Origin of the sequence: Pseudonocardia alaniniphila (genome assembly GCF_022524485.1) — a bacterium.
Taxonomy (GTDB): Bacteria; Actinomycetota; Actinomycetes; order Mycobacteriales; family Pseudonocardiaceae; genus Pseudonocardia; species Pseudonocardia alaniniphila.
This window is the reverse complement of the sequence record NZ_JAKXMK010000041.1, coordinates 42,153-59,437: the sequence shown is the minus strand read 5'-3', so window position 1 is coordinate 59,437 and position 17,285 is coordinate 42,153. Positions and strand designations below refer to the sequence as shown.

Sequence of the window (17,285 nt, the reverse complement as noted above, 5' to 3'; positions counted from 1 at the left end):
GGCGGACGGGAAGCCGGAAGTCGGCGCCTGCCTCTGACGACTATGCGTCATCCCACTGCGTCACAGGGCGGGCCGCCTCACCCAGCACAGGGCCGGGAGCATGGCGCCGCCAGCATGCGAGTCAAGCAACGACGGGCAGGAGTCCCACCATGAATTGGCGTGGTAGCTGGACAACACGAACCTGTGCTGCGTTGATCGCAGCGCTGGCTCTGTCCGGATGCGGCCCCAGGCTTCCGCCGCTCCCGACCGGTACCGGTCCGGCGTCCACCGCACCCGCGCTGTCCGCCGAGGCCGAGTTGGCCGAAGAGTTCAGGTCGGCAGCTGCGGAGTTGGACGCCCTTGAACGGAAGCTGGTGGCATGTACGGATGTCGATCCGACCCTCTGTCCACACGCCGTGAGCAACGCCGGTCAGCTCACAGACCGGCTACGAGCCGACGTCGATCAGCTATCAGGCCGGATGCGAGTCAACGCCTACGCAGGACCGGACACGGGGACAGTCAGCCTGCTTCGCGGCGCGCTGGACCTGTCCGACGAAGCCCAAGCTGAGGCATCGCCGGTGTGCAGTGACGCGGACGCGGATACGTGCGCCGGAAAGGTTCACTCAATCATCTTCAGCATTCGTGTGATCGGAAATTACGTCGAGATACTGCTGAAGTAGCGGTTCAACCCCTGTAGAACGCGTCAGGCTCCGACCACGCGGAGGTCGGGGCGCACGCCCTGGCCGAAGTACGCGGCGATGATCGCCTATGCAGCAGCGGGAGCTCGCCGGGCGCCTGCTGCGGCACATCCTCACCCTGTTCCTTCGCCTCAAGTGTCACCATCGCTGCCCGCGCGGCATGGGCCGCTTTCGCAAGCCAACCATCCTCGCCCCGCCGCAGCCTTCTGACCACCAGCGCCGACCACGTCACGGGGTCGTCCTGCCCGTGGGCGGATGGCTGGCCCGCACGCTGGTCGTCGGTGAGCTTCCCCCGGTAGCCCGGAAACCGACGATCACGGCCGTAGGTCGTGTAGGGAGTTTCTGTGGCAGCACCGAAGAAGTACCCCGATGGGCTGCGTGAACGCGCCGTACGTCTCTACCAGGAGACATACCCGCGGCCGGTGATCCGCCGGCCGGCCGAGCAGCTCGGGGTGCATTACGAGGCCTTGCGCAACTGGATCCGCCAGGACGAGGCCAACCGCGGCGAACGGAATGACCGCCCGACCACGGCCGAGACCGAGGAGCTGCGCCGGCTCCGGCGCGAGAACGCCGAGCTGCGGACGAGGCGGAGAACGACCAGTTCGTCTACATCGACGGGTGGTACAAGACCGAACGCATCCAACACTTGGACGCACCGGGGCTCGACGGACTGGCCAGCGCATTCACCTCCTTCACCGACGACGGGGCTCGCGGCGCCTTCGAACCGTGCGCGGAGGGCTCGACTGGTCAGGCCAGCGCCTGGTGGGTACCGAGCGGCTCTATCTGCTCGCCGACATCCCGGTCTTGCTCGTCGGCGGCAACAGGGACTCGGTCATCCCGATCGCGCACGGTGAGTGCCCACGACCGGTTTCCCGGCAGCAGCCTGCAGGTCTTCGAGAGGGTGGGGCACTCCCCGCACGTCGAGCAGCCAAGCCGGTTCGTCGACCTGCTTAACCCAGTTCCTCGCCAACACCAGCGCATCACACTCGGACCTGCAATCACTGCGTCGCCGCCCTCCGGTCCGCCGCGTATGAGCAGTCCGCCGCGGACGTCCCTAACGCCTGACCGAACTCGCTGTAGCGCCGTCGGGTGCTTACTCTCGCTGATAGCGCTGGGAGCATCTTCACCCCCGAATGATCCGAAGCGAAATATCGAGAATGTGCCAGGATCGCGCGTGCCCACAAGTCATGTCCATGAGCTGGCCACCGTTGCGCGGCGAATGTCTGCGCAGCGAACGAAGTGACATTCGAGGGGAGCACGGAATGACATGCCCAGCGTCCTGGGCAGCCTCCGAAGTCATCGGCTCCAGCCTGGGTCTGGTCGATGTCAGGCGACGCTCGATCGGAGCAGGCTTTCATGTCCATTCCGGTGATCGTTCGCAGACCGGGCGAAATTGCCCACAGCATCGAGGGGACTTATGAGTGCGTCCGTGTCTGTTCCGACCGAACTCAACGACCCGGCTGAACGGGCGGAGTTGATTGCTGCCGCTCGGGAGCTGGTGCCGCTGCTGCGGTCTCATGCGGCGGAGACCGAACAGCGGGGGAATCTGACGCCGGAGGTGGACGCGGCGCTGCGTGCCGAGGGCTTCTACACGTTGACCGCGCCACGGAGGTTCGGTGGCCGCGAGGCCGGCGTGCGCACGGTCATCGACGTGTTCGCGGAGCTGGCTCGTGGCTGCGGATCGAGCGCCTGGGTCGGGAAGATCTATTGCGGTTCCGCGTTCATGGCCTCGCTGTTCGACGATGAGGCCCGGCATGACATCTGGGGCACGGACGCTCACGCGGCGGTGAGCGCGGCGCTGAAAAGTGCCGGGTCGAACTCGGTGCGGTCGGTGCCGGGTGGGATCAGGGTCAGCGGGGAATGGCGCTACGCCTCGGGGATCCATCAGGCGCAGTGGGTGCTGTTGCGGGTGCTCGTCGATGCCGGCTCGACGCCGGAGCCCGATGCCCGCCTCGTCCTTGTCCCGGCCTGCGACGTCGAGGTGAAAGACAGCTGGGACGTGGCCGGTATGGAGGGCACCGGCAGCGACAGCGTCGTCGTGGGTGATGTGTTCGTGCCGGAGTACCGCACCATGGCCGCGCGGAGGTTGCGCGGTTCGCGGCAGCGGTGGCAGGAGGGCGAGCGTGTCTATCTCGCGCGGGTTCAATCGTGGCTGCGGGTGTCGCTCGCGGGCCCGATCATCGGGATGGCTCAGGGTGCGTTGGAACATGTGCTCGAGACGCTAAGTGACGGGAAGCCGATCACCAGCTCGACCTACACCGACGCGGTCCGCTCGCCGAGTGTCCAGTTGGGGATCGCCGAGGCCGCGTCGCTCATCGACACCGCCCGGCTGCACGCCTACCGCGCGGCCGCCGACATCGAGACCGCCTCGATCGAGGGCCGCCGGTTGGACGTTGCGGCCCGGGCCCGCATCAGGATGGACAACGGCGTGGTCATGCAGCGGTGCCGGGAGGCGATGGAACTGCTGCTCGACATCGGCGGAACCGCGGGCTTCCGTCGCAGCAACCCGCTCCAGCGGTTCTGGCGCGACCTGGCCACCGGATCCCGGCATGCGGGGGTCTCGACGTCGCTGGGCAGGGAGATCTACGGGCGCGCGCTCCTGGGCATCAAGGAACAGGTCACCGGGTCCGTCTGAGTGAACCGCCCTGGGTCCTGTGGAGGCTCTGATGTGCCTCGGACTTGGCGGAGTCGGGTTGCTGGGTTCACGCGGTCGCGGTGGCGTGGAGCTTTTCGTATTCGATCGGTGTGAGCATGCCCAGGGCGCTGTGGCGTCGGCGGCGGTTGTGGAAGATCTCCAGGTATTCGAACAGGGCGTTGGCGAGCTCGAGGCGGGTGCGCCATCGGCGGCGGTTGAGCAGCTCAGTCTGCACGCGGAAGGACTCGATGACGGCGTTGTCGTAGCAGTTTCCGATCGGGCCCATGGACGGCACCAGCCCGGACTCTCGGGCTCGACGGGTGAAGGCCCAGGACGTGAACTGCACGCCGTGGTCGGAGTGGATCACGGTCGCGGTCTGCGGTCTCGGGCTGCGGTTGGCGATGGCCATGCTCAGCGCGTTGGTGGCCAACGCCGCGGTCTGCGAGGCGTCGATCGACCAGCCCACGACCCGGCGGGAGTGCACGTCCAGCACGACCGCGCAGTAGACCTTTCCCTCGCGTGTGGGGTGCTCGGTGATGTCGGTGACCCACAACTCGTTGGGCCGGTGGCGAGCGAAGTTGCGGTCCACCAGGTCGCCGGCGAACGGGGTGTCGTGGATCGGACGGCGACGCTTACGTCCGGGCAGGCCGACCAGCCCGGCACGGCGCATGAGCATCTCCACGCCGGGGTGACCGACCACGATGCCCAGTCCGAGACGCAGCTCGGCGTGCACGCGGCGCGAGCCGTAGGTGCCGAACGAGGCCTGGTGGACGGCCTGGATCTGCTCGGTCAGCCAGGCATGGCGCAGCGAGCGGGCCGAGGGTGGGCGCGAGCGCCAGTCGTAGTAGCCGGACTCGGCGACGCCGAGCACTGGGCAGGCGAGCTGAACGCGCAGCTTCTCCGAGGCCATCACCGCGATCGCCTCGTAACGTCTTTTGGGGACACCACCTCGCCGAGCAGCTGTGCAGCTCGGCGATGGATGGCCACTCCGGCCTCGAGTTCGGCGATGCGTTTGCGCGCCGCGGTCAGTTCGGCGTTCTCGGTACTGGTCGTGCCCGGAAGCTGGCCGGTATCGATCAGCTCCTGGCGTCGCCACACGTAGATCGTCTGATCCCTGATATCGAGATCAGCGGCGACCTGAGCGACGGGACGGCCCGCAGCAACCAGGTCGAGGACCTTGCGGCGGAACTCGGCGGGATACCTCTTCGGCACGGAACTGGCGATCCTCTCGGGTCAGAGGACCGTGATCATCCAGTAAGCCGCCTCCAGGGAACTCGGGGCACATCAAAGTCTCCGGACACCCCGGGGCGGTTCACTGCTGTCCCTACTCACCGGCGCCCGAACCGAAGAACTGCGGGCCCTCACCTGGAGCCACGTCGACCTTGACGGCAACCCCCACGCGAGCCCACCGGTCCTGCCCCACATGATGGTCTGGCGCTCCGTCCGAGCAGGCGGCGACACCAAGACCCGCACCTCCCGCCGCACCCTCGCCCTCCCCCAACGATGCATCGACGCGCTCCGCGAACACCGGGCCAGACAAACCGCACAACGCACGCTCGCCAAAGAGCGCTGGGCCGACCACGACCTCGTCTTCGCCTCCGAAGCCGGCACCCCACTCGACGCCGCGAACGTCCGGCGCGGCTTCCGCCGCATCGCCACCGCGGCAGGCCTCAACGCCAAGGACTGGACACCACGCGAGCTACGACACAGCTTCGTGTCCCTGCTGTCGGACGAGGGCGTCCCCATCGAACACATCGCCCGCCTGGTCGGACACACCGGCGGCTCGACCGTCACCGAGACCGTCTACCGCAAACAACTCCGGCCCGTGATCAACGACGGCGCAACCATCATGGACCGTCTTCCCCACCCAAACCCGTAGTCACTCAGTTAGTCACACACCCCGACCCCGCACAGCAAAACGGCCCGGTCCTGAGCTCCATTAGAAGCTCCTGACCAGGCCGTTCGGCGGTGGGCGATACTGGGATCGAACCAGTGACCTCTTCGGTGTGAACTCATGGCGATCAAGCTTGCTAAGGCTTCGCGCGAGGTCAGCCAGCATGCAGCGGCTCCGGCGGGATGCCTACGGCTGGTGCGGCTGCTGTACTTCGCTGCTGTACATGGCCCCCCGCTCCAAAAGTCTCGGCCTCATTGTTGTTCGCTCGCTCCAAGATCCGGGGCACAATCGGCAGGTGTCGCAGCAGCATCCGGTGCCGGGCTCGTCAGACGAATACCTGGCGTCTGTCGATCCGGCGCTACTGGCCAACCAGAGGGAGCTGGGCACCTTCACAACATGGCTGGTTGAGCTTCCGGGGATCCGCGATGCCGGTTACGTCGGCGGCATCAACGACGCGGCGGGCAAAGCAACGACCCTGCTCTGGGCCGGCGAGTCGCCTCTGCACGACACTGTCCGTGCGGAAGCCGCGCGGCGAGACATCGCACTCACCATCCGCCTCGTGCGTTACTCACGCGCCCAACTCGACGACGCCGCCAAGCGGCTCTTCGCGAGTGCGGGTCGCGCAGAGTGGAACGGCTTCATTATCACGTTGATCTCGGGACCCGACGCCACCCGGGACGGGCTGCTCGTCACCGGCGAGTACGACACACCGAGCAAGGCAGCCCCGGACCCCCGACTGCAGCACACTCTTGCGTTCGCCCGAACGGTCGCGCCAGAGGTCGTAGCCCTTGAGATCGGTCCAGCACCAGTCCCCCTCTAAGCTCATCCGTTCTCCAGAACTCTGGGGAGATCATTCGTCAGGTGTCAAGGTCAGGTTGACGTTTGCCGGACGCCCACGCGGCGCGGTTATCGACGTCGCCCTTCCACTGTTGCTTGGGCAGTTCGCCGCGGAAGTCGCAGCCGGGGCAGGCGTCCTCGCCCTGCGCGTGTCCCTCGTACCACCCGTGAACTGCTGCATGGATGATCGCGCCGCGGACGTCCGTCTCTCCGGTCTCATACGCGGACATGGCGTTCTGCACGATCATCCAGAGGACCGGAGAGTCGGTCGCGGGGAACGGTGGCGAGGGCATTGGGTCTGCGCTGGCGCTCATGGGATGACAGTACGAGCTGAAGGTCCCGACTTGGCAGGATTCGCAGACTGCGCCCCATCCCCGCGATCCTGGCCTGCACTTGGCGGGACCGGGCGGCGTCAACCCGGGACCCCGATCCCGCTACCCGACCACAACCCCGCTTGTGCATCCCTGCTCGACGCCACCACCGGCGGGATCGGGGCGCGCAGCGGGGTTGACGCCGTTCGGGCACGCTAAGACGATCAGCGGCCAGCGGGGATGACCTCCCGCACGTCACACAGCACCCTCTTGCCGGCGCATGGCCGGCGGCCCATAGGCGCGCGGCCGCCCGGGAGCCGAAGGCGGGAGGGAGCGGCCGCGCATGCCGTCCGGCGCGGTCCGGCCCGTCCCCGGCAGGGGACGGCTTGAAGACGTATAGAAAGTCCTCACCGCCCAAGACCTTCCTGCCAACGTGCCGACTGCCGACATGCCGGGCCCGTCCGGTCGAGCAGGACTGGCGATCGGTCTCACCACATGTTTGGCACCCCGTGATCGGCCTCGTGGCGACGCCCGTACGGTGTTGAGTCGTCCTCGGTGACCACGGCTATCGTGCCGCCGTGACTTCCCCTGACCCGACGACACCCCCCGCGCTGCGGCCTTTCGGGGCAGTGCTCCTCGTGCGCACCGATTTCAGTAGCGAGCGATCGTGGCAAGCCCTCTGCGCAGGCGTCCGGACTCCGTCGGAGGAGGGATTCCTGGCCACCGTCGACATTGTCGATGACGAGGTATACCGGGATCTGACCGCAGCCCAGCTGCGTAGCCTGCTCCCGGAACCTTTCAATGGGATCCACTTCTTCTTCGTCGCCGACCACGAAGCATTGGCCTCGTCCGGTCACCCGCTCCTCGTCGTGCCGGTGCCCTACCCCGAGCCCGAGTACGCCGACCTGAACGAGGAACCGCGAGCCGAGTTCCGGGTGGTAGTCACCTACCTGTGGGCGGTGGAGAACAACCTGTCCCTGGCGAACCTGGACTGGGCCAACTTCGCCGACAACGTGGCCGAGGACGGGGTGTTCCGTGGCTTCTAGTGCCCGCGTCGGACCATCGCCTGTCCGCTCGCTGCGTGCCTGCCATCGGATACCAGGCCCGGTTTGCGCTCAGCTGCGTTGTTGGCCCGCTGGTAGACTTCCTGAGTGACCGGCTCTTCTCAGCCAGAGGCTCACCGAACTGTCCGCCATGGCGAGCGGACGATTTATGACGATGAGTGGATTCGTCTTACGCTGGTCGACATCGAACCTCCGGACGGTCGACGTTTCGAACATCACGTCGTGCACATGAAGCCAGTCGCGATAGCGGTGCTGGTCAACGAGAACGACGAGGTCTTGATGCTTCGTCGCCATCGCTTCGCTGTCGATGCGTGGGGATACGAGCTACTCGGCGGTCTTGTAGAGCCAGGGGAATCTCCCGCCGCAACGGCAGCACGGGAGGCCAGGGAAGAGAGCGGCTGGCAACCGCACGGTGAACCGGAACACCTGATCGACTTCCAGCCGATACCCGGAATGGTCAACGAGCGCATCGACATCTTTTTGTGGCGGTCGTTCGAGAAGATCGGGGAACCGACAGACGTCGAGGAAGCGGGCGAGATGCGATGGGTGCCCCTCGCCGACGTCCCTCGGCTTATCGCTGATCGTGAGATCTTGGGCGCCGGCACGCTTGTAGCTCTCCTCCAACTGCTGGCTCTGAGCCGCGGGGTCGAGTTCAGGCCGTCTTCCGCATAACGACGTCGATCCGCTTGAGCTGACGTACCGACCCCGTCTGCCTCGCCAGGGTTCGCGCCTGCTGGGCATGACGCAGAGAGGCTGCACGGTCACCGCGCATCGCCAGTGATTGGGCGATGTCGCAATGCAGAGATGCGGCTGCTCGGACGAAGGTGCTGGGCGTGCCTTCTAGTGCGACCAGTAATGACTGTAGGGCGGTCGAGTCGCCGAGTTTGGCAAGGACGTTGCCTCGCCATCGCTCCAGATGCCATTCGTCGAGTGAGACGTACGGTGTCTCGGCGTTGTTCGTGTCGCTGGGTAGCGTCTTCGTCGCAGCATCCAGAGCCGCCCGGCACTTGAGCCCGTCACCGAGCGCCGCGTGTACCTCGGCTTCGGCTGCGTGCAACCACGCGCGGAGCAGCTGCGGGACGCGAGTGCCGGCGACTTCACGTGCTGCCTCGATCAGCTGGAGTGCGTCGGCTGGCCGGTCGAGGTCAAGCAAACCGTAGGTCTGCTCCCCCATCGCGTGTGCGAGTAGATGCGGTTGAGCGGATTCGAGACCTGCAGTCCGTGCGAGGTCGTGCAGCTTCCAGGCTCCCTGCACCTCTCCTGCGTTGAGTACCTGCCAGGCATTCAAGGCTGCTGCGTCGGACAGAACCGCCGCCAGCGTGCTGCGGATCCCGCAGGCGAAGACGTGCGACATCAGGTCCTGCACGGTGTTGACCAGGTGACGGGTCGGTTCGATGACGGCCGGAGAGCCAAGCTGGCGATCGAGCGTTCTGAGCCCGTCCACCTGTCGCTGGAGATCCTGGACCGTGGCCGGCGTGACTGCCGACGCCTGGGAGAGCATCGCACTGAGATCCACCGCAGGAACCAGGACTGCCTCAGGCTGGTCGTCGGGGAAGCCGAGCTCGTCGGCTGTCCGCCCGAACAGGTCGCACAGCAACGGCTTGTAGTGCCCGGGCTTACGCCGCCCGCGTTCCATGTCCGAGATCATCTGGCGCAGACTCGCGCGACTGACGCTGAGCGCCGCCCCACGACTCTCGGCCAATCTCAACAGACGGACGGCAGTCTGCTCCAGCGTCCACCCCTGGGCGTCGCGCGCATCCCGAAGCGCGGATGTCATAGCGTCGATTCCCCCCGCGTGACGATCCGGTCCTTCTCATTATGCCTGGTCAACCGTGTAAACGACACCGTAAACACGGAACTGTTTACATCCGTGAATTTACGCAGCTGCTGCCCGCTTGGTGTCCTAGATGAGCACACCCGTCCGGGTGTGCATCACCTGCAAGTTGATCCGCAAGGGGAGCACAGCAGTCATGGATCTCATCATTGACACGTCCGCGACGAAGTTTCAGGTGAGCGGTGAGTTCGAGCCGCGTCTGGACAAGGACCGTGTGCAGCGTCGGGACAAGAGTGGTGGTACGAACCTGCCCCTGTGGGCCGTGAAGCTCGTGGCCTGGACTGACGGGGACGCGGAGACGATTCTGGTCACGGTGGCGATCGCTGATCCGCCCAAGATGCACCAGGGTCAGTTCGTGTCGGTCGACCGTCTGCAGGCGATGCCGTGGGTGCAGAACGGCAACTCTCGGGTGGCGTTTCGTGCCAATTCGGTCGTTCCGATGCCGAACGGGGCTCCGGCCCCGAAGCCGGCCAACTGAACGCGACCAATCCGACTCGAATCGGGGAAGGTAGGTCGTGATGGTCGAGACCAACGGCACCGCCGTGGTGATTCCGGAACAGTCGAATGTTCGGGAGCCGTTTCGGCCCCCGGCAAGCACCGACAAGGTGCGGGAGACGATCTGGCGCTCGTTGAGCGGGATCGTGTCTGAGTCGCTGTATCAGGCCGGCAACTTCGTCGAGCTGGCCGAGGACTACGACCGCGACAAGGGGACGGCAGTCCGCTACGGGCATCTGGTCGATGCGACCGAGTGTCTGGAGATCGCGATGACCCACCTGGGTCAGCTCAAGTCGGCGGTGTCTTACCGCCTGAGGATCGAGGACGAGCAGAACATCGGCGCAGCCGGCTTCTGATCCTCGACGCCTCGCAAGTTGCAGGGGTGGACACGGGACCGCCGGTTCACAGGCCGTATGTGCGGCCCCGCGTCCACCTCTGCGCATCTCACCACAACCCGTTGAGTGTGAGAGGAACCCAACGTCATGGCACGCACACGTCAGGGCCACACCCGTGGCCGTTTGGGCTTCGGCCGCCGTTCCGGCCGCACTACCCCTGCTATGGGGGCGGTCGAGTTCTTCACCCGACCCGAACAGAACATCATCTGGCAGGTTCTCGGGTTCATCGTCCGCGCTCGCGCGGAACTGACCGTGCTCACGGTCCTGGTCGTCGCATCCGTCGTCCTGCGTGAGGAGATCGGCTCGGACGCCGCGTTCTACGTTCTCACCGCCACCACCTGTGTGGTGTTCGCGGTCCCGGCATCCCGCCGGTATCTGATTCGCCGGGCGTGGTGTGTGACCACCCGGCACCGGATGCGGTCCTGCTTCGCGCAGACCCGCACGATGACCCACGACGGACGCATGCCGTTCTTGGTGTGGTCCCGGCCCTCCCCCGTGGGGGAACGGGTCCGAGTGTGGCTCCCGGCCGGCTTGTCGGTCAAGGACCTGGAACGGGTCACCGCCGAGCTCGCCACCGCCTGCTGGGCCAGAGAAGTTCGTATCACCGGCTCACGCAGCCAGGCCGCCTACGTCCTGGTGGAGGTGGTCCGGCGTGATCCCCTCGGCTCGAACCTGGTGCTGACACCCGATGTCATCGACGACGTCGACACGGACGTTGATGACGAGATCGACGGCACGGTTGTGCCACTCCCGGACCGGGCCAGCCTGGCCCCCGTTCCAACGGCGGAACCGGCCACCACCAGTGGTCCCCGTCCCGCACGCAAGACGCCGACCACTGTGCCAGCACGCACCACCAACGGCGCCAGCAGCAACGACGCCAGTGACCTCGATGACCCGGTGACCGGGTTCGGAGGAGTGGACGTCAGCGACTACGTCTGACCACCGCTGATGTGTCCACACGCGACGACGGACGGATGCGAGAACCACGCACCGGGCTTTATCCGGGCCGCGCTCGCATCCCCCGCGCCGTACCACACCGAGGAGAACCACCACGACACAAGGAACCGATTGACGATGACCGCCAACCACCGCCGCACGCGCACTCGACGCCCCGGCCAACCCACACGCCCTACCCGTTCGATCTACGACCCGATCCACTTCGGGATCGACGAGAACGGCATCCCGGTCGAGGTCACCCTGATGTACCGCAACCTGCTCTGCGGAGGGGAACCCGGCTCCGGCAAGTCCTCCCTGTTGAACACGATCATCGCCCACGCCGCCCTGTCCACCGACGCCCGGCTGTGGCTGCTCGACGGGAAGATCGTCGAACTCGGGCTCTGGCGCCCCGTCGCCGACATCTTCGTCGGCAACACCATCACCGACGCCCTCACCCGCCTGCGGGAACTTCAGGCCGAGATGGACATCCGCTACCGGCTCCTCGACGCCGCCGGACGACGCAAGATCCTGCGCACTGACGGCCTGGACGTCATCTTGTGCGTCATCGACGAGTTGGCCTACTACTCGGTCACGATCGGCTCCAAGGAGGAGCAGGACGAGTTCCGCAACCTGGTTCGTGACCTCGTCGCCCGCGGACGGGCCGCCGGCATCATCGTCATCGCCGCCACCCAACGCCCCTCCGCCGACATCATCCCCACCTCGCTGCGGGACCTGTTCGGGTTCCGCGTCGCCTTCCGCTGCACCACCGACTCATCCTCCGACATCGTGCTGTCGGTCGGCTGGGCCAAAGAGGGCTATTCCGCCCGCAACATCCGGCCCGAAGACCTCGGGGTCGGCTGGCTACTTGCCGAAGGCGGGATTCCTCGCCGCTTCAAGGCCGCTTACCTCAACGACGCGCAGGTCCGCGCGATCATCGCCGCAGCCCAGATGATCCGGCAGAACCGGTCCGATCCCGGACCTGCCGCCTAATCACCTTCATCCCTGCATCACCCGGATCGGAATAGCGCCCGCTATTTCGTGCACAGGAGGAGTCTGTCCAATGAACGTCAAATCCCTCGTCATCGGTGGAGCCGCTGTGGGCACGCTGGTCGTGCTCGGTGTCCTCTCGTCGAACTCACCCGAGTTCAAGTACCACGCCACGACCGTCCTGATCGTCCTACTCGGACTGCTCAGCCTCGGCGCGATCATCGTCTCGCTGGTCCTGCGACTGCTGGACAACTCACCCGCTGAGAGGGCCTCTGTCGCCCGCAGCACCACCCGCCGGGGTCACTACACCGGGGCTCGCCGGTGAGCGCCCCGACCGTCAAGCCCGCCTTGACACCCAACGGCCGCACACCGCTGGCCCCTGGTCACAGCGCCAGACGGCGTCGGAGCGTGGTGGAGAACGACGACTACGCAGCCTTCACCCGCCGCATCCTGGCCGCTCACGGCCGACGTATCGCCCGAGGCGACATCGAAGGACTGGCCACCCTCGCCGCGCTCGCCGACGACATCGACCAGGCCCTGACCAACGCGGTCACCGGGCTGCGGGGGGCCGGCTACTCCTGGGCCGAGATCGGCGAACGCCTGGGCATCTCCCGCCAGGCGGCCCACCAGCGCTTCGGACTGATCCGATGAGCATCCAACGATTCAACTGCTTCGTCGTCAGCTGCGACATCTGCCGCGCGATCTTCGACGAGGCCGGCGACCACGTCATTCACTTCGACACCGAACTCGAAGCCATCAATTACGTTTCCGACTACGGCTGGGCTATCACCGAAACCGGTAGCCCGATCTGCAACCGCTGCGCCATCGCCATGCTCTGCCAACGCGATGACCACGCATTCAGCGACTGGATTCCCTGCTACTGCCGGGGCCGCATCCCCGATCACGCCCTGTTCGGCTGCGGGCTGTTCCGCTACTGCCGCCGAGACGGCTGCGAACACCTTGAAACCAGCACGCTCGCGCACCTTCCGACAACAGATGAGCCATCCATCGGTTGTTGACGGCGACTCCTACCCCCGGCCCATACCTCCACCAGCGAGGGATTCCGGGGGTAGGCGTGACCGCCAACCACGATCGGCAAGGGAGACCCCGCCATGACCACCACGACCCTCGATCACCCCACCACGACCACCATCCCGAACGCCCGGACTGAGACCGTCTTCCTGCGTGCGGAGGGCTACACCCTCACCGCTCGCCAGCTGGTGTTCGCCCTCGCGGCGCACCTGGCTCGCTACGGCGACACCCTCGCCGTCACCGTGGTCGATCCGCTGCACGCGGTGGATGCCCACATGCGTTTCGACTGCGGCGACTTGACCGGCTGGACCGCATCACGCACCCCGGCCGACGTCGCGACCGTCCTGGCCCGGGCCGAGCAGATCGCCCGGGACTACTTCGGCAGCGACTTCCCGGCCATCCCCTGGTAGCCGCCCATGCCGACCACGACCGATCTCTCGTTTCATGAACGCAAGCTGCTGCGCCGTGCCGGATCCCACGACTTCGGGCGCTGGCTGGCCCACACCGCCCCGACCCGAGGCTGCGTCCGACCCGTCCGGCTCACCGGCTCCATCCACACCGTCGAACAGGCCACCGGCGCAATCCAACAGACGCGCCACACCACCGAGATGCCCGACGGCGTGCTCTACGTGCCCTGCGGGGATCGCCGGGCCTCGGTCTGCCCGCCCTGCGCGGAGACGTATCGGGCCGACACCTACCAACTCATCAAAGCCGGCCTGGCCGGTGGCAAGGGCGTCCCGGAATCCGTGGGTGGCCATCCGGCCGTGTTCGCGACCCTCACCGCTCCGTCCTTCGGCCCGGTCCATACACGGGTGGTCAACCCGCGAACCGGGAAGATCCGACCCTGCCGGATGCGCCGGGACGTGAAGCCGTGCCCGCACGGCAAGTTGCTGGTCTGCACCCAGCGCCACACCGAGAACGCCCCCTGCCTGGGCCGGCCGATCTGTCTGGACTGCTACGACCACGCCCACCACGTCGTGTGGAACGGCTGGGCCGGCGAACTCTGGCGCCGCACCACCATCACCCTCACCCGCGCCCTCCGACCCCTGCAGCGCACCCACGGCGTGAAGCTGCGCGTGAGCTACGGGAAGGTCGCCGAATACCAACGTCGCGGCGTCGTGCACTTCCACGCCCTCATCCGGCTCGACCGCCTCGACGTCGACGACCGCGATGCGATACTTGCCCCACCTCCGGCCATCACGGCCGCTGATCTGGCCGAGCTCGTCGCCGGCGCCGTCACCAGCACCGGGTTTCAGACACCCGAGTACGTCGACACCGGCCACAGCTGGCCCATCACCTGGGGCTCACAACTCGACGTCCGCCCCATCGGAGACCTCGGCACTGGGGAGCTCACGTCCGAGGCCGTGGCCGCCTATCTGGCCAAGTACGCCACCAAGGCCACCGAGGCCACCGGGCTGCCCGCGACCGGGCGGATGACCGGCGAATCCGCCGACCACTACAGCGACCCCAACACCCACCTCGGCCGCCTCGTGGCCTACGCCTGGCAGCTCGGTACCCGCCCCGAGGACTGGACCAGCGACGAACTCAAAGCCGAGTGGCACGACACGTTCGGCCGGCTCCGCCGCTGGACCCACATGCTCGGCTTCGGCGGCCACTTCGCCACCAAGAGTCGGCGCTACTCCACCACCCACAAAACCCTGCGCGCAGCACGGCGAGTCTGGCACCGCACCCAGCGCACCGACTGGCGCCACCGCCACACAGACGCCGGCCACCTCGAGGACGACGACACGACGTTGATCGTCTGTGACCTGACCTTGGCGGGGATCGCCTGGAACACCACCGGCGACGCTCAACTCGCCGCCGACGCCGCCGCCCGCGCCCGCGAACACCACCAGCTCACCAAGCAAGAGCGCACGACCGCGTGACCATCCGCAACGACGACCACAGGACAGGAGGTGAACTGCATGAGTGACCGCAACGTCGTGCTGGTGCCGAAGTGGTACACGACTGCGCAGGTCGCCGAGCTGCTCGGCTTCGGGCTCTACAAAACCAAGATGCTCATCGCCACCGGTGAGCTGCGCTCGCTCAAGGACGGCAAGTACCGCCGCATCCTCCCGGAATGGGTGGACGAGTACGTCAGCCGCCGCGTCGAGGAGAACGTCGGATGAGCACACGTGCACGGGCCAACGGCGAGGGATCGATCTTCCCTTACCGCAACGGCTTCGCGGCCTACTGCTGGGTCCGCACCCCGAACGGGCTGCGGAAGAAGAAGTGGGTCTACGGCAAGACCCGAGAGCAGGTCCACGCCAAGTGGATCGAGCTGCAGGGCAAGGCACGCCAGGGCGTGGTCGCCACCTCGACCCCGACGGTTGCCGAGTACATGACCTACTGGCTCGACGAAATCATCAGACCCAACCGGGCCCCGTTGACCTATCAGACCTACGAGACCTTCGTCCGAGTGCACATCGTGCCCGGCCTCGGCACCAAACGGCTCGATCGACTTCGGGTCCGCGACGTACAGACCTGGATCAACCAGCTCGCCGCCACCTGCCAGTGCTGCACCCAGGGCAAGGACGCCCACCGGCCCGCCACCAAACGGCGCTGCTGCGCAATCGGCCAATGCTGCATGTCGCTGCTCTCGACTCGTTCAGTCAGTGACGTCCGGGCCGCCCTGCGCGCCGCGCTTTCTCAGGCCGTCAAGGAGGAGCTGATCGGCAAGAACGTCGCCATGGACGTCAGCCTGCCTAAGCGCCGCAAGGGCTCTCGCACCCGCAAAGCCTGGACCACTGATGAGGCCCGTGCCTTCTTGGAGTCCGCCCGCTCCGATGGTGATCGGTTCTACGCCGCCTACGTCCTGGTGCTCGTGCTCGGCCTGCGAAAGGGAGAGGTGCTGGGCATGTGCTGGGACGACCTCGACCTCGATGCCGGAAACCTCGACATCGGCCTCCAGTTGCAACGCGTGGGTGGCCGGCTCCTGCATCGGGAGACCAAGACCGAGGGGTCGGACAGCACCCTGCCGCTGCCCGGCATCTGCATTACTGCCCTGCGGCTCCGCCAGGACGACCAACACCACGACCGGACCGCCGCCGGCCCCGCCTGGCACGGCGACAAGCTCGTCTTCACCACCCGCTACGGCACACCGATCGAGCCGCGCAACTTCAACCGCTCCTGGGACACGCGATGCGCAAAGGCCGGCGTCCGCAAGATCACCGTGCACGACGGGAGACGCAGCTGCGGCACGCTCCTGGCCGATCTCGACGTCCACCCACGGGTAGCGATGCAGATCCTTCGGCACGCCCAGTTCTCGCTAACGATGGAGATCTACACGCTCGCCTCGTCGGCGGCGACCCGCGACGCACTCAAACGCCTCGGGGAGAGCCTTGATGGACCGCAGTAGCTGTACTTCGCAGCTGTACGAAAGGCAAAAGCCCTGTCCGATGATCTCGGACAGGGCCTCTGACCTGCGTGGGCGATACTGGGATCGAACCAGTGACCTCTTCGGTGTGAACGAAGCGCTCTCCCCCTGAGCTAATCGCCCCTGCCGTCGCAGACCCTACATCACCCGAACAACGGGCTCTGCAACCAGGTCCACCTTTCGAGCCCCACCCAACCCGCCACCAGATAGAAGGCGTTGAGCAGGTAGAGGGTGGCCAGCACGACCAGGCCGGTGGCCAGCAGGACAGCGGTCCGGACGACGAGCGACTGCCGTCCGAGCCAGTCCGTCCAGGCGTCGTACTTGCCGCGGGCGTAGTGCAGCACCCGCTTCGCCCACATGAACTCGGTGGCGAGGATCGCGAGGCCGCCGAACACGATGAGCCAGCCGGGCCCGGGGTACGGGATGGCGACGATGCCCGCGATGAGCACGAGGCCGCCAAGGATCGCCACACCGACGCGGTAGGTGCGCCGCAGGGTCGGCTTCTCCTCGAGCCGGGCCCGGAAGCCGGGGCGCGGCTCGTCCTCCTCGGCGCTGCTCAGAGTCTCCACCCGCCCTTCGCAATCCGACGTCGACCTGTGAGGCCGTCCGATCCAGGCCCAGGATCCTACTGTGCGCAGCTCACCGGGGGTCCGGACGGCCTCACTGCCGAAGAGGATCGCGGCAACCGGGTGGATCCGGGCCTGGCGACCCGGGCGTGGTTGTCCCAAAAGCGCAGGTCAGGCGATTGCCGGTTGGCCCAAACGGGTGAGCTTTGCCGATCTACACCTGTGACTTGGGCGCTCCACCCGTCA

Annotated in this window: 23 protein-coding genes and 1 tRNA gene; 18 read left to right on the top strand and 6 right to left on the bottom strand. The window is 66.7% G+C overall.

Annotated features, from left to right (window positions below):
* The first annotated feature begins 191 nt into the window (after positions 1-191).
* From MMF94_RS36775 to MMF94_RS36770, 3 genes are all read left to right on the top strand, one after another.
* Positions 192-659, top strand: a complete 468-nt coding sequence (locus tag MMF94_RS36775) for a hypothetical protein (protein WP_241042089.1) — start codon at positions 192-194, stop codon at positions 657-659.
* Positions 660-1,021: 362 nt separating this feature from the next.
* Positions 1,022-1,531, top strand: a complete 510-nt coding sequence (locus MMF94_RS43880) for a transposase (protein ID WP_379660527.1) — start codon at positions 1,022-1,024, stop codon at positions 1,529-1,531.
* Positions 1,532-2,070: 539 nt separating this feature from the next.
* The gene (locus tag MMF94_RS36770) at positions 2,071-3,312 is read left to right on the top strand and encodes an acyl-CoA dehydrogenase family protein (protein ID WP_241042088.1); all 1,242 of its coding nucleotides are present in this window, start codon (positions 2,071-2,073) and stop codon (positions 3,310-3,312) included.
* A gap of 67 nt (positions 3,313-3,379) precedes the next feature.
* On the opposite strand, the gene MMF94_RS36765 is transcribed toward MMF94_RS36770, so the two are convergent.
* Together MMF94_RS36765 and MMF94_RS43875 are read right to left on the bottom strand one after the other, a co-directional pair.
* A complete protein-coding gene (locus MMF94_RS36765; protein WP_417715116.1) occupies positions 3,380-4,222 on the bottom strand; it encodes an IS3 family transposase in 843 nt (280 codons plus the stop codon).
* Positions 4,222-4,524, bottom strand: coding sequence for a transposase (locus MMF94_RS43875; protein WP_417715115.1), 303 nt, complete (start codon positions 4,522-4,524; stop codon positions 4,222-4,224). The genes MMF94_RS36765 and MMF94_RS43875 overlap by 1 nt, the downstream gene beginning before the upstream one ends.
* Positions 4,525-4,627: 103 nt before the next feature.
* Between MMF94_RS43875 and MMF94_RS36760 the strand changes: the two genes are divergently transcribed.
* Entirely contained in the window at positions 4,628-5,191 is a 564-nt protein-coding gene (locus tag MMF94_RS36760) for a site-specific integrase (protein WP_338104412.1), read from the top strand.
* Positions 5,192-5,501: 310 nt separating this feature from the next.
* Positions 5,502-6,026: a hypothetical protein gene (locus tag MMF94_RS36755; protein WP_241042087.1), complete on the top strand. Its 525-nt coding sequence runs from the start codon at positions 5,502-5,504 to the stop codon at positions 6,024-6,026.
* 37 nt (positions 6,027-6,063) lie between these two features.
* Here the strand turns inward: MMF94_RS36755 and MMF94_RS36750 are convergent, their stop codons facing one another.
* The gene (locus MMF94_RS36750) at positions 6,064-6,357 is read right to left on the bottom strand and encodes a hypothetical protein (protein ID WP_241042086.1); all 294 of its coding nucleotides are present in this window, start codon (positions 6,355-6,357) and stop codon (positions 6,064-6,066) included.
* 575 nt (positions 6,358-6,932) lie between these two features.
* Between MMF94_RS36750 and MMF94_RS36745 the strand changes: the two genes are divergently transcribed.
* Both MMF94_RS36745 and MMF94_RS36740 read left to right on the top strand, forming a co-directional pair.
* The gene (locus MMF94_RS36745) at positions 6,933-7,400 is read left to right on the top strand and encodes a DUF6924 domain-containing protein (RefSeq protein ID WP_241042085.1); all 468 of its coding nucleotides are present in this window, start codon (positions 6,933-6,935) and stop codon (positions 7,398-7,400) included.
* Between the two features lie 105 nt (positions 7,401-7,505).
* Positions 7,506-8,090, top strand: a complete 585-nt coding sequence (locus MMF94_RS36740) for an NUDIX domain-containing protein (protein ID WP_241042084.1) — start codon at positions 7,506-7,508, stop codon at positions 8,088-8,090.
* Here MMF94_RS36740 and MMF94_RS36735 read toward each other — a convergent pair.
* Complete coding sequence (locus tag MMF94_RS36735) at positions 8,071-9,066, bottom strand: NsdA family TPR-like regulatory protein (RefSeq protein WP_241042083.1); 996 nt, start codon at positions 9,064-9,066, stop codon at positions 8,071-8,073. The genes MMF94_RS36740 and MMF94_RS36735 overlap by 20 nt on opposite strands.
* A gap of 259 nt (positions 9,067-9,325) precedes the next feature.
* Between MMF94_RS36735 and MMF94_RS36730 the strand changes: the two genes are divergently transcribed.
* From MMF94_RS36730 to MMF94_RS36680, 11 genes are all read left to right on the top strand, one after another.
* Positions 9,326-9,730, top strand: a complete 405-nt coding sequence (locus MMF94_RS36730; protein ID WP_241042082.1) for a hypothetical protein — start codon at positions 9,326-9,328, stop codon at positions 9,728-9,730.
* A gap of 40 nt (positions 9,731-9,770) precedes the next feature.
* The gene (locus MMF94_RS36725) at positions 9,771-10,103 is read left to right on the top strand and encodes a hypothetical protein (RefSeq protein WP_241042081.1); all 333 of its coding nucleotides are present in this window, start codon (positions 9,771-9,773) and stop codon (positions 10,101-10,103) included.
* Between the two features lie 126 nt (positions 10,104-10,229).
* Positions 10,230-11,081, top strand: coding sequence for a hypothetical protein (locus tag MMF94_RS36720; RefSeq protein WP_241042080.1), 852 nt, complete (start codon positions 10,230-10,232; stop codon positions 11,079-11,081).
* 135 nt (positions 11,082-11,216) lie between these two features.
* Positions 11,217-12,068: an FtsK/SpoIIIE domain-containing protein gene (locus tag MMF94_RS36715; protein WP_241042079.1), complete on the top strand. Its 852-nt coding sequence runs from the start codon at positions 11,217-11,219 to the stop codon at positions 12,066-12,068.
* Positions 12,069-12,138: 70 nt separating this feature from the next.
* Positions 12,139-12,390, top strand: coding sequence for a hypothetical protein (locus tag MMF94_RS36710; RefSeq protein ID WP_241042078.1), 252 nt, complete (start codon positions 12,139-12,141; stop codon positions 12,388-12,390).
* Positions 12,391-12,473: 83 nt separating this feature from the next.
* Positions 12,474-12,716 carry a hypothetical protein gene (locus tag MMF94_RS36705; protein WP_241042077.1) on the top strand — a complete coding sequence of 81 codons (243 nt, stop codon included), beginning with the start codon at positions 12,474-12,476 and terminating at the stop codon, positions 12,714-12,716.
* A complete protein-coding gene (locus MMF94_RS36700) occupies positions 12,713-13,084 on the top strand; it encodes a hypothetical protein (RefSeq protein WP_241042076.1) in 372 nt (123 codons plus the stop codon). The genes MMF94_RS36705 and MMF94_RS36700 overlap by 4 nt, the downstream gene beginning before the upstream one ends.
* Before the next feature lie 93 nt (positions 13,085-13,177).
* The gene (locus MMF94_RS36695) at positions 13,178-13,507 is read left to right on the top strand and encodes a hypothetical protein (RefSeq protein ID WP_241042075.1); all 330 of its coding nucleotides are present in this window, start codon (positions 13,178-13,180) and stop codon (positions 13,505-13,507) included.
* A 6-nt stretch (positions 13,508-13,513) separates the two neighbouring features.
* Positions 13,514-14,983, top strand: a complete 1,470-nt coding sequence (locus MMF94_RS36690) for a replication initiator (protein WP_241042074.1) — start codon at positions 13,514-13,516, stop codon at positions 14,981-14,983.
* Positions 14,984-15,022: 39 nt separating this feature from the next.
* Complete coding sequence (locus tag MMF94_RS36685) at positions 15,023-15,226, top strand: excisionase family DNA-binding protein (protein WP_241042073.1); 204 nt, start codon at positions 15,023-15,025, stop codon at positions 15,224-15,226.
* On the top strand, positions 15,223-16,455 hold the full coding sequence (locus tag MMF94_RS36680) for a tyrosine-type recombinase/integrase (RefSeq protein WP_241042072.1): 1,233 nt from the start codon (positions 15,223-15,225) through the stop codon (positions 16,453-16,455). The genes MMF94_RS36685 and MMF94_RS36680 overlap by 4 nt, the downstream gene beginning before the upstream one ends.
* A gap of 69 nt (positions 16,456-16,524) precedes the next feature.
* On the opposite strand, the gene MMF94_RS36675 is transcribed toward MMF94_RS36680, so the two are convergent.
* Both MMF94_RS36675 and MMF94_RS36670 read right to left on the bottom strand, forming a co-directional pair.
* Positions 16,525-16,596 (bottom strand) — tRNA-Val (locus MMF94_RS36675).
* Between the two features lie 20 nt (positions 16,597-16,616).
* Positions 16,617-17,042, bottom strand: coding sequence for a TIGR02611 family protein (locus MMF94_RS36670; RefSeq protein ID WP_338104410.1), 426 nt, complete (start codon positions 17,040-17,042; stop codon positions 16,617-16,619).
* Positions 17,043-17,285 lie beyond the last annotated feature (243 nt).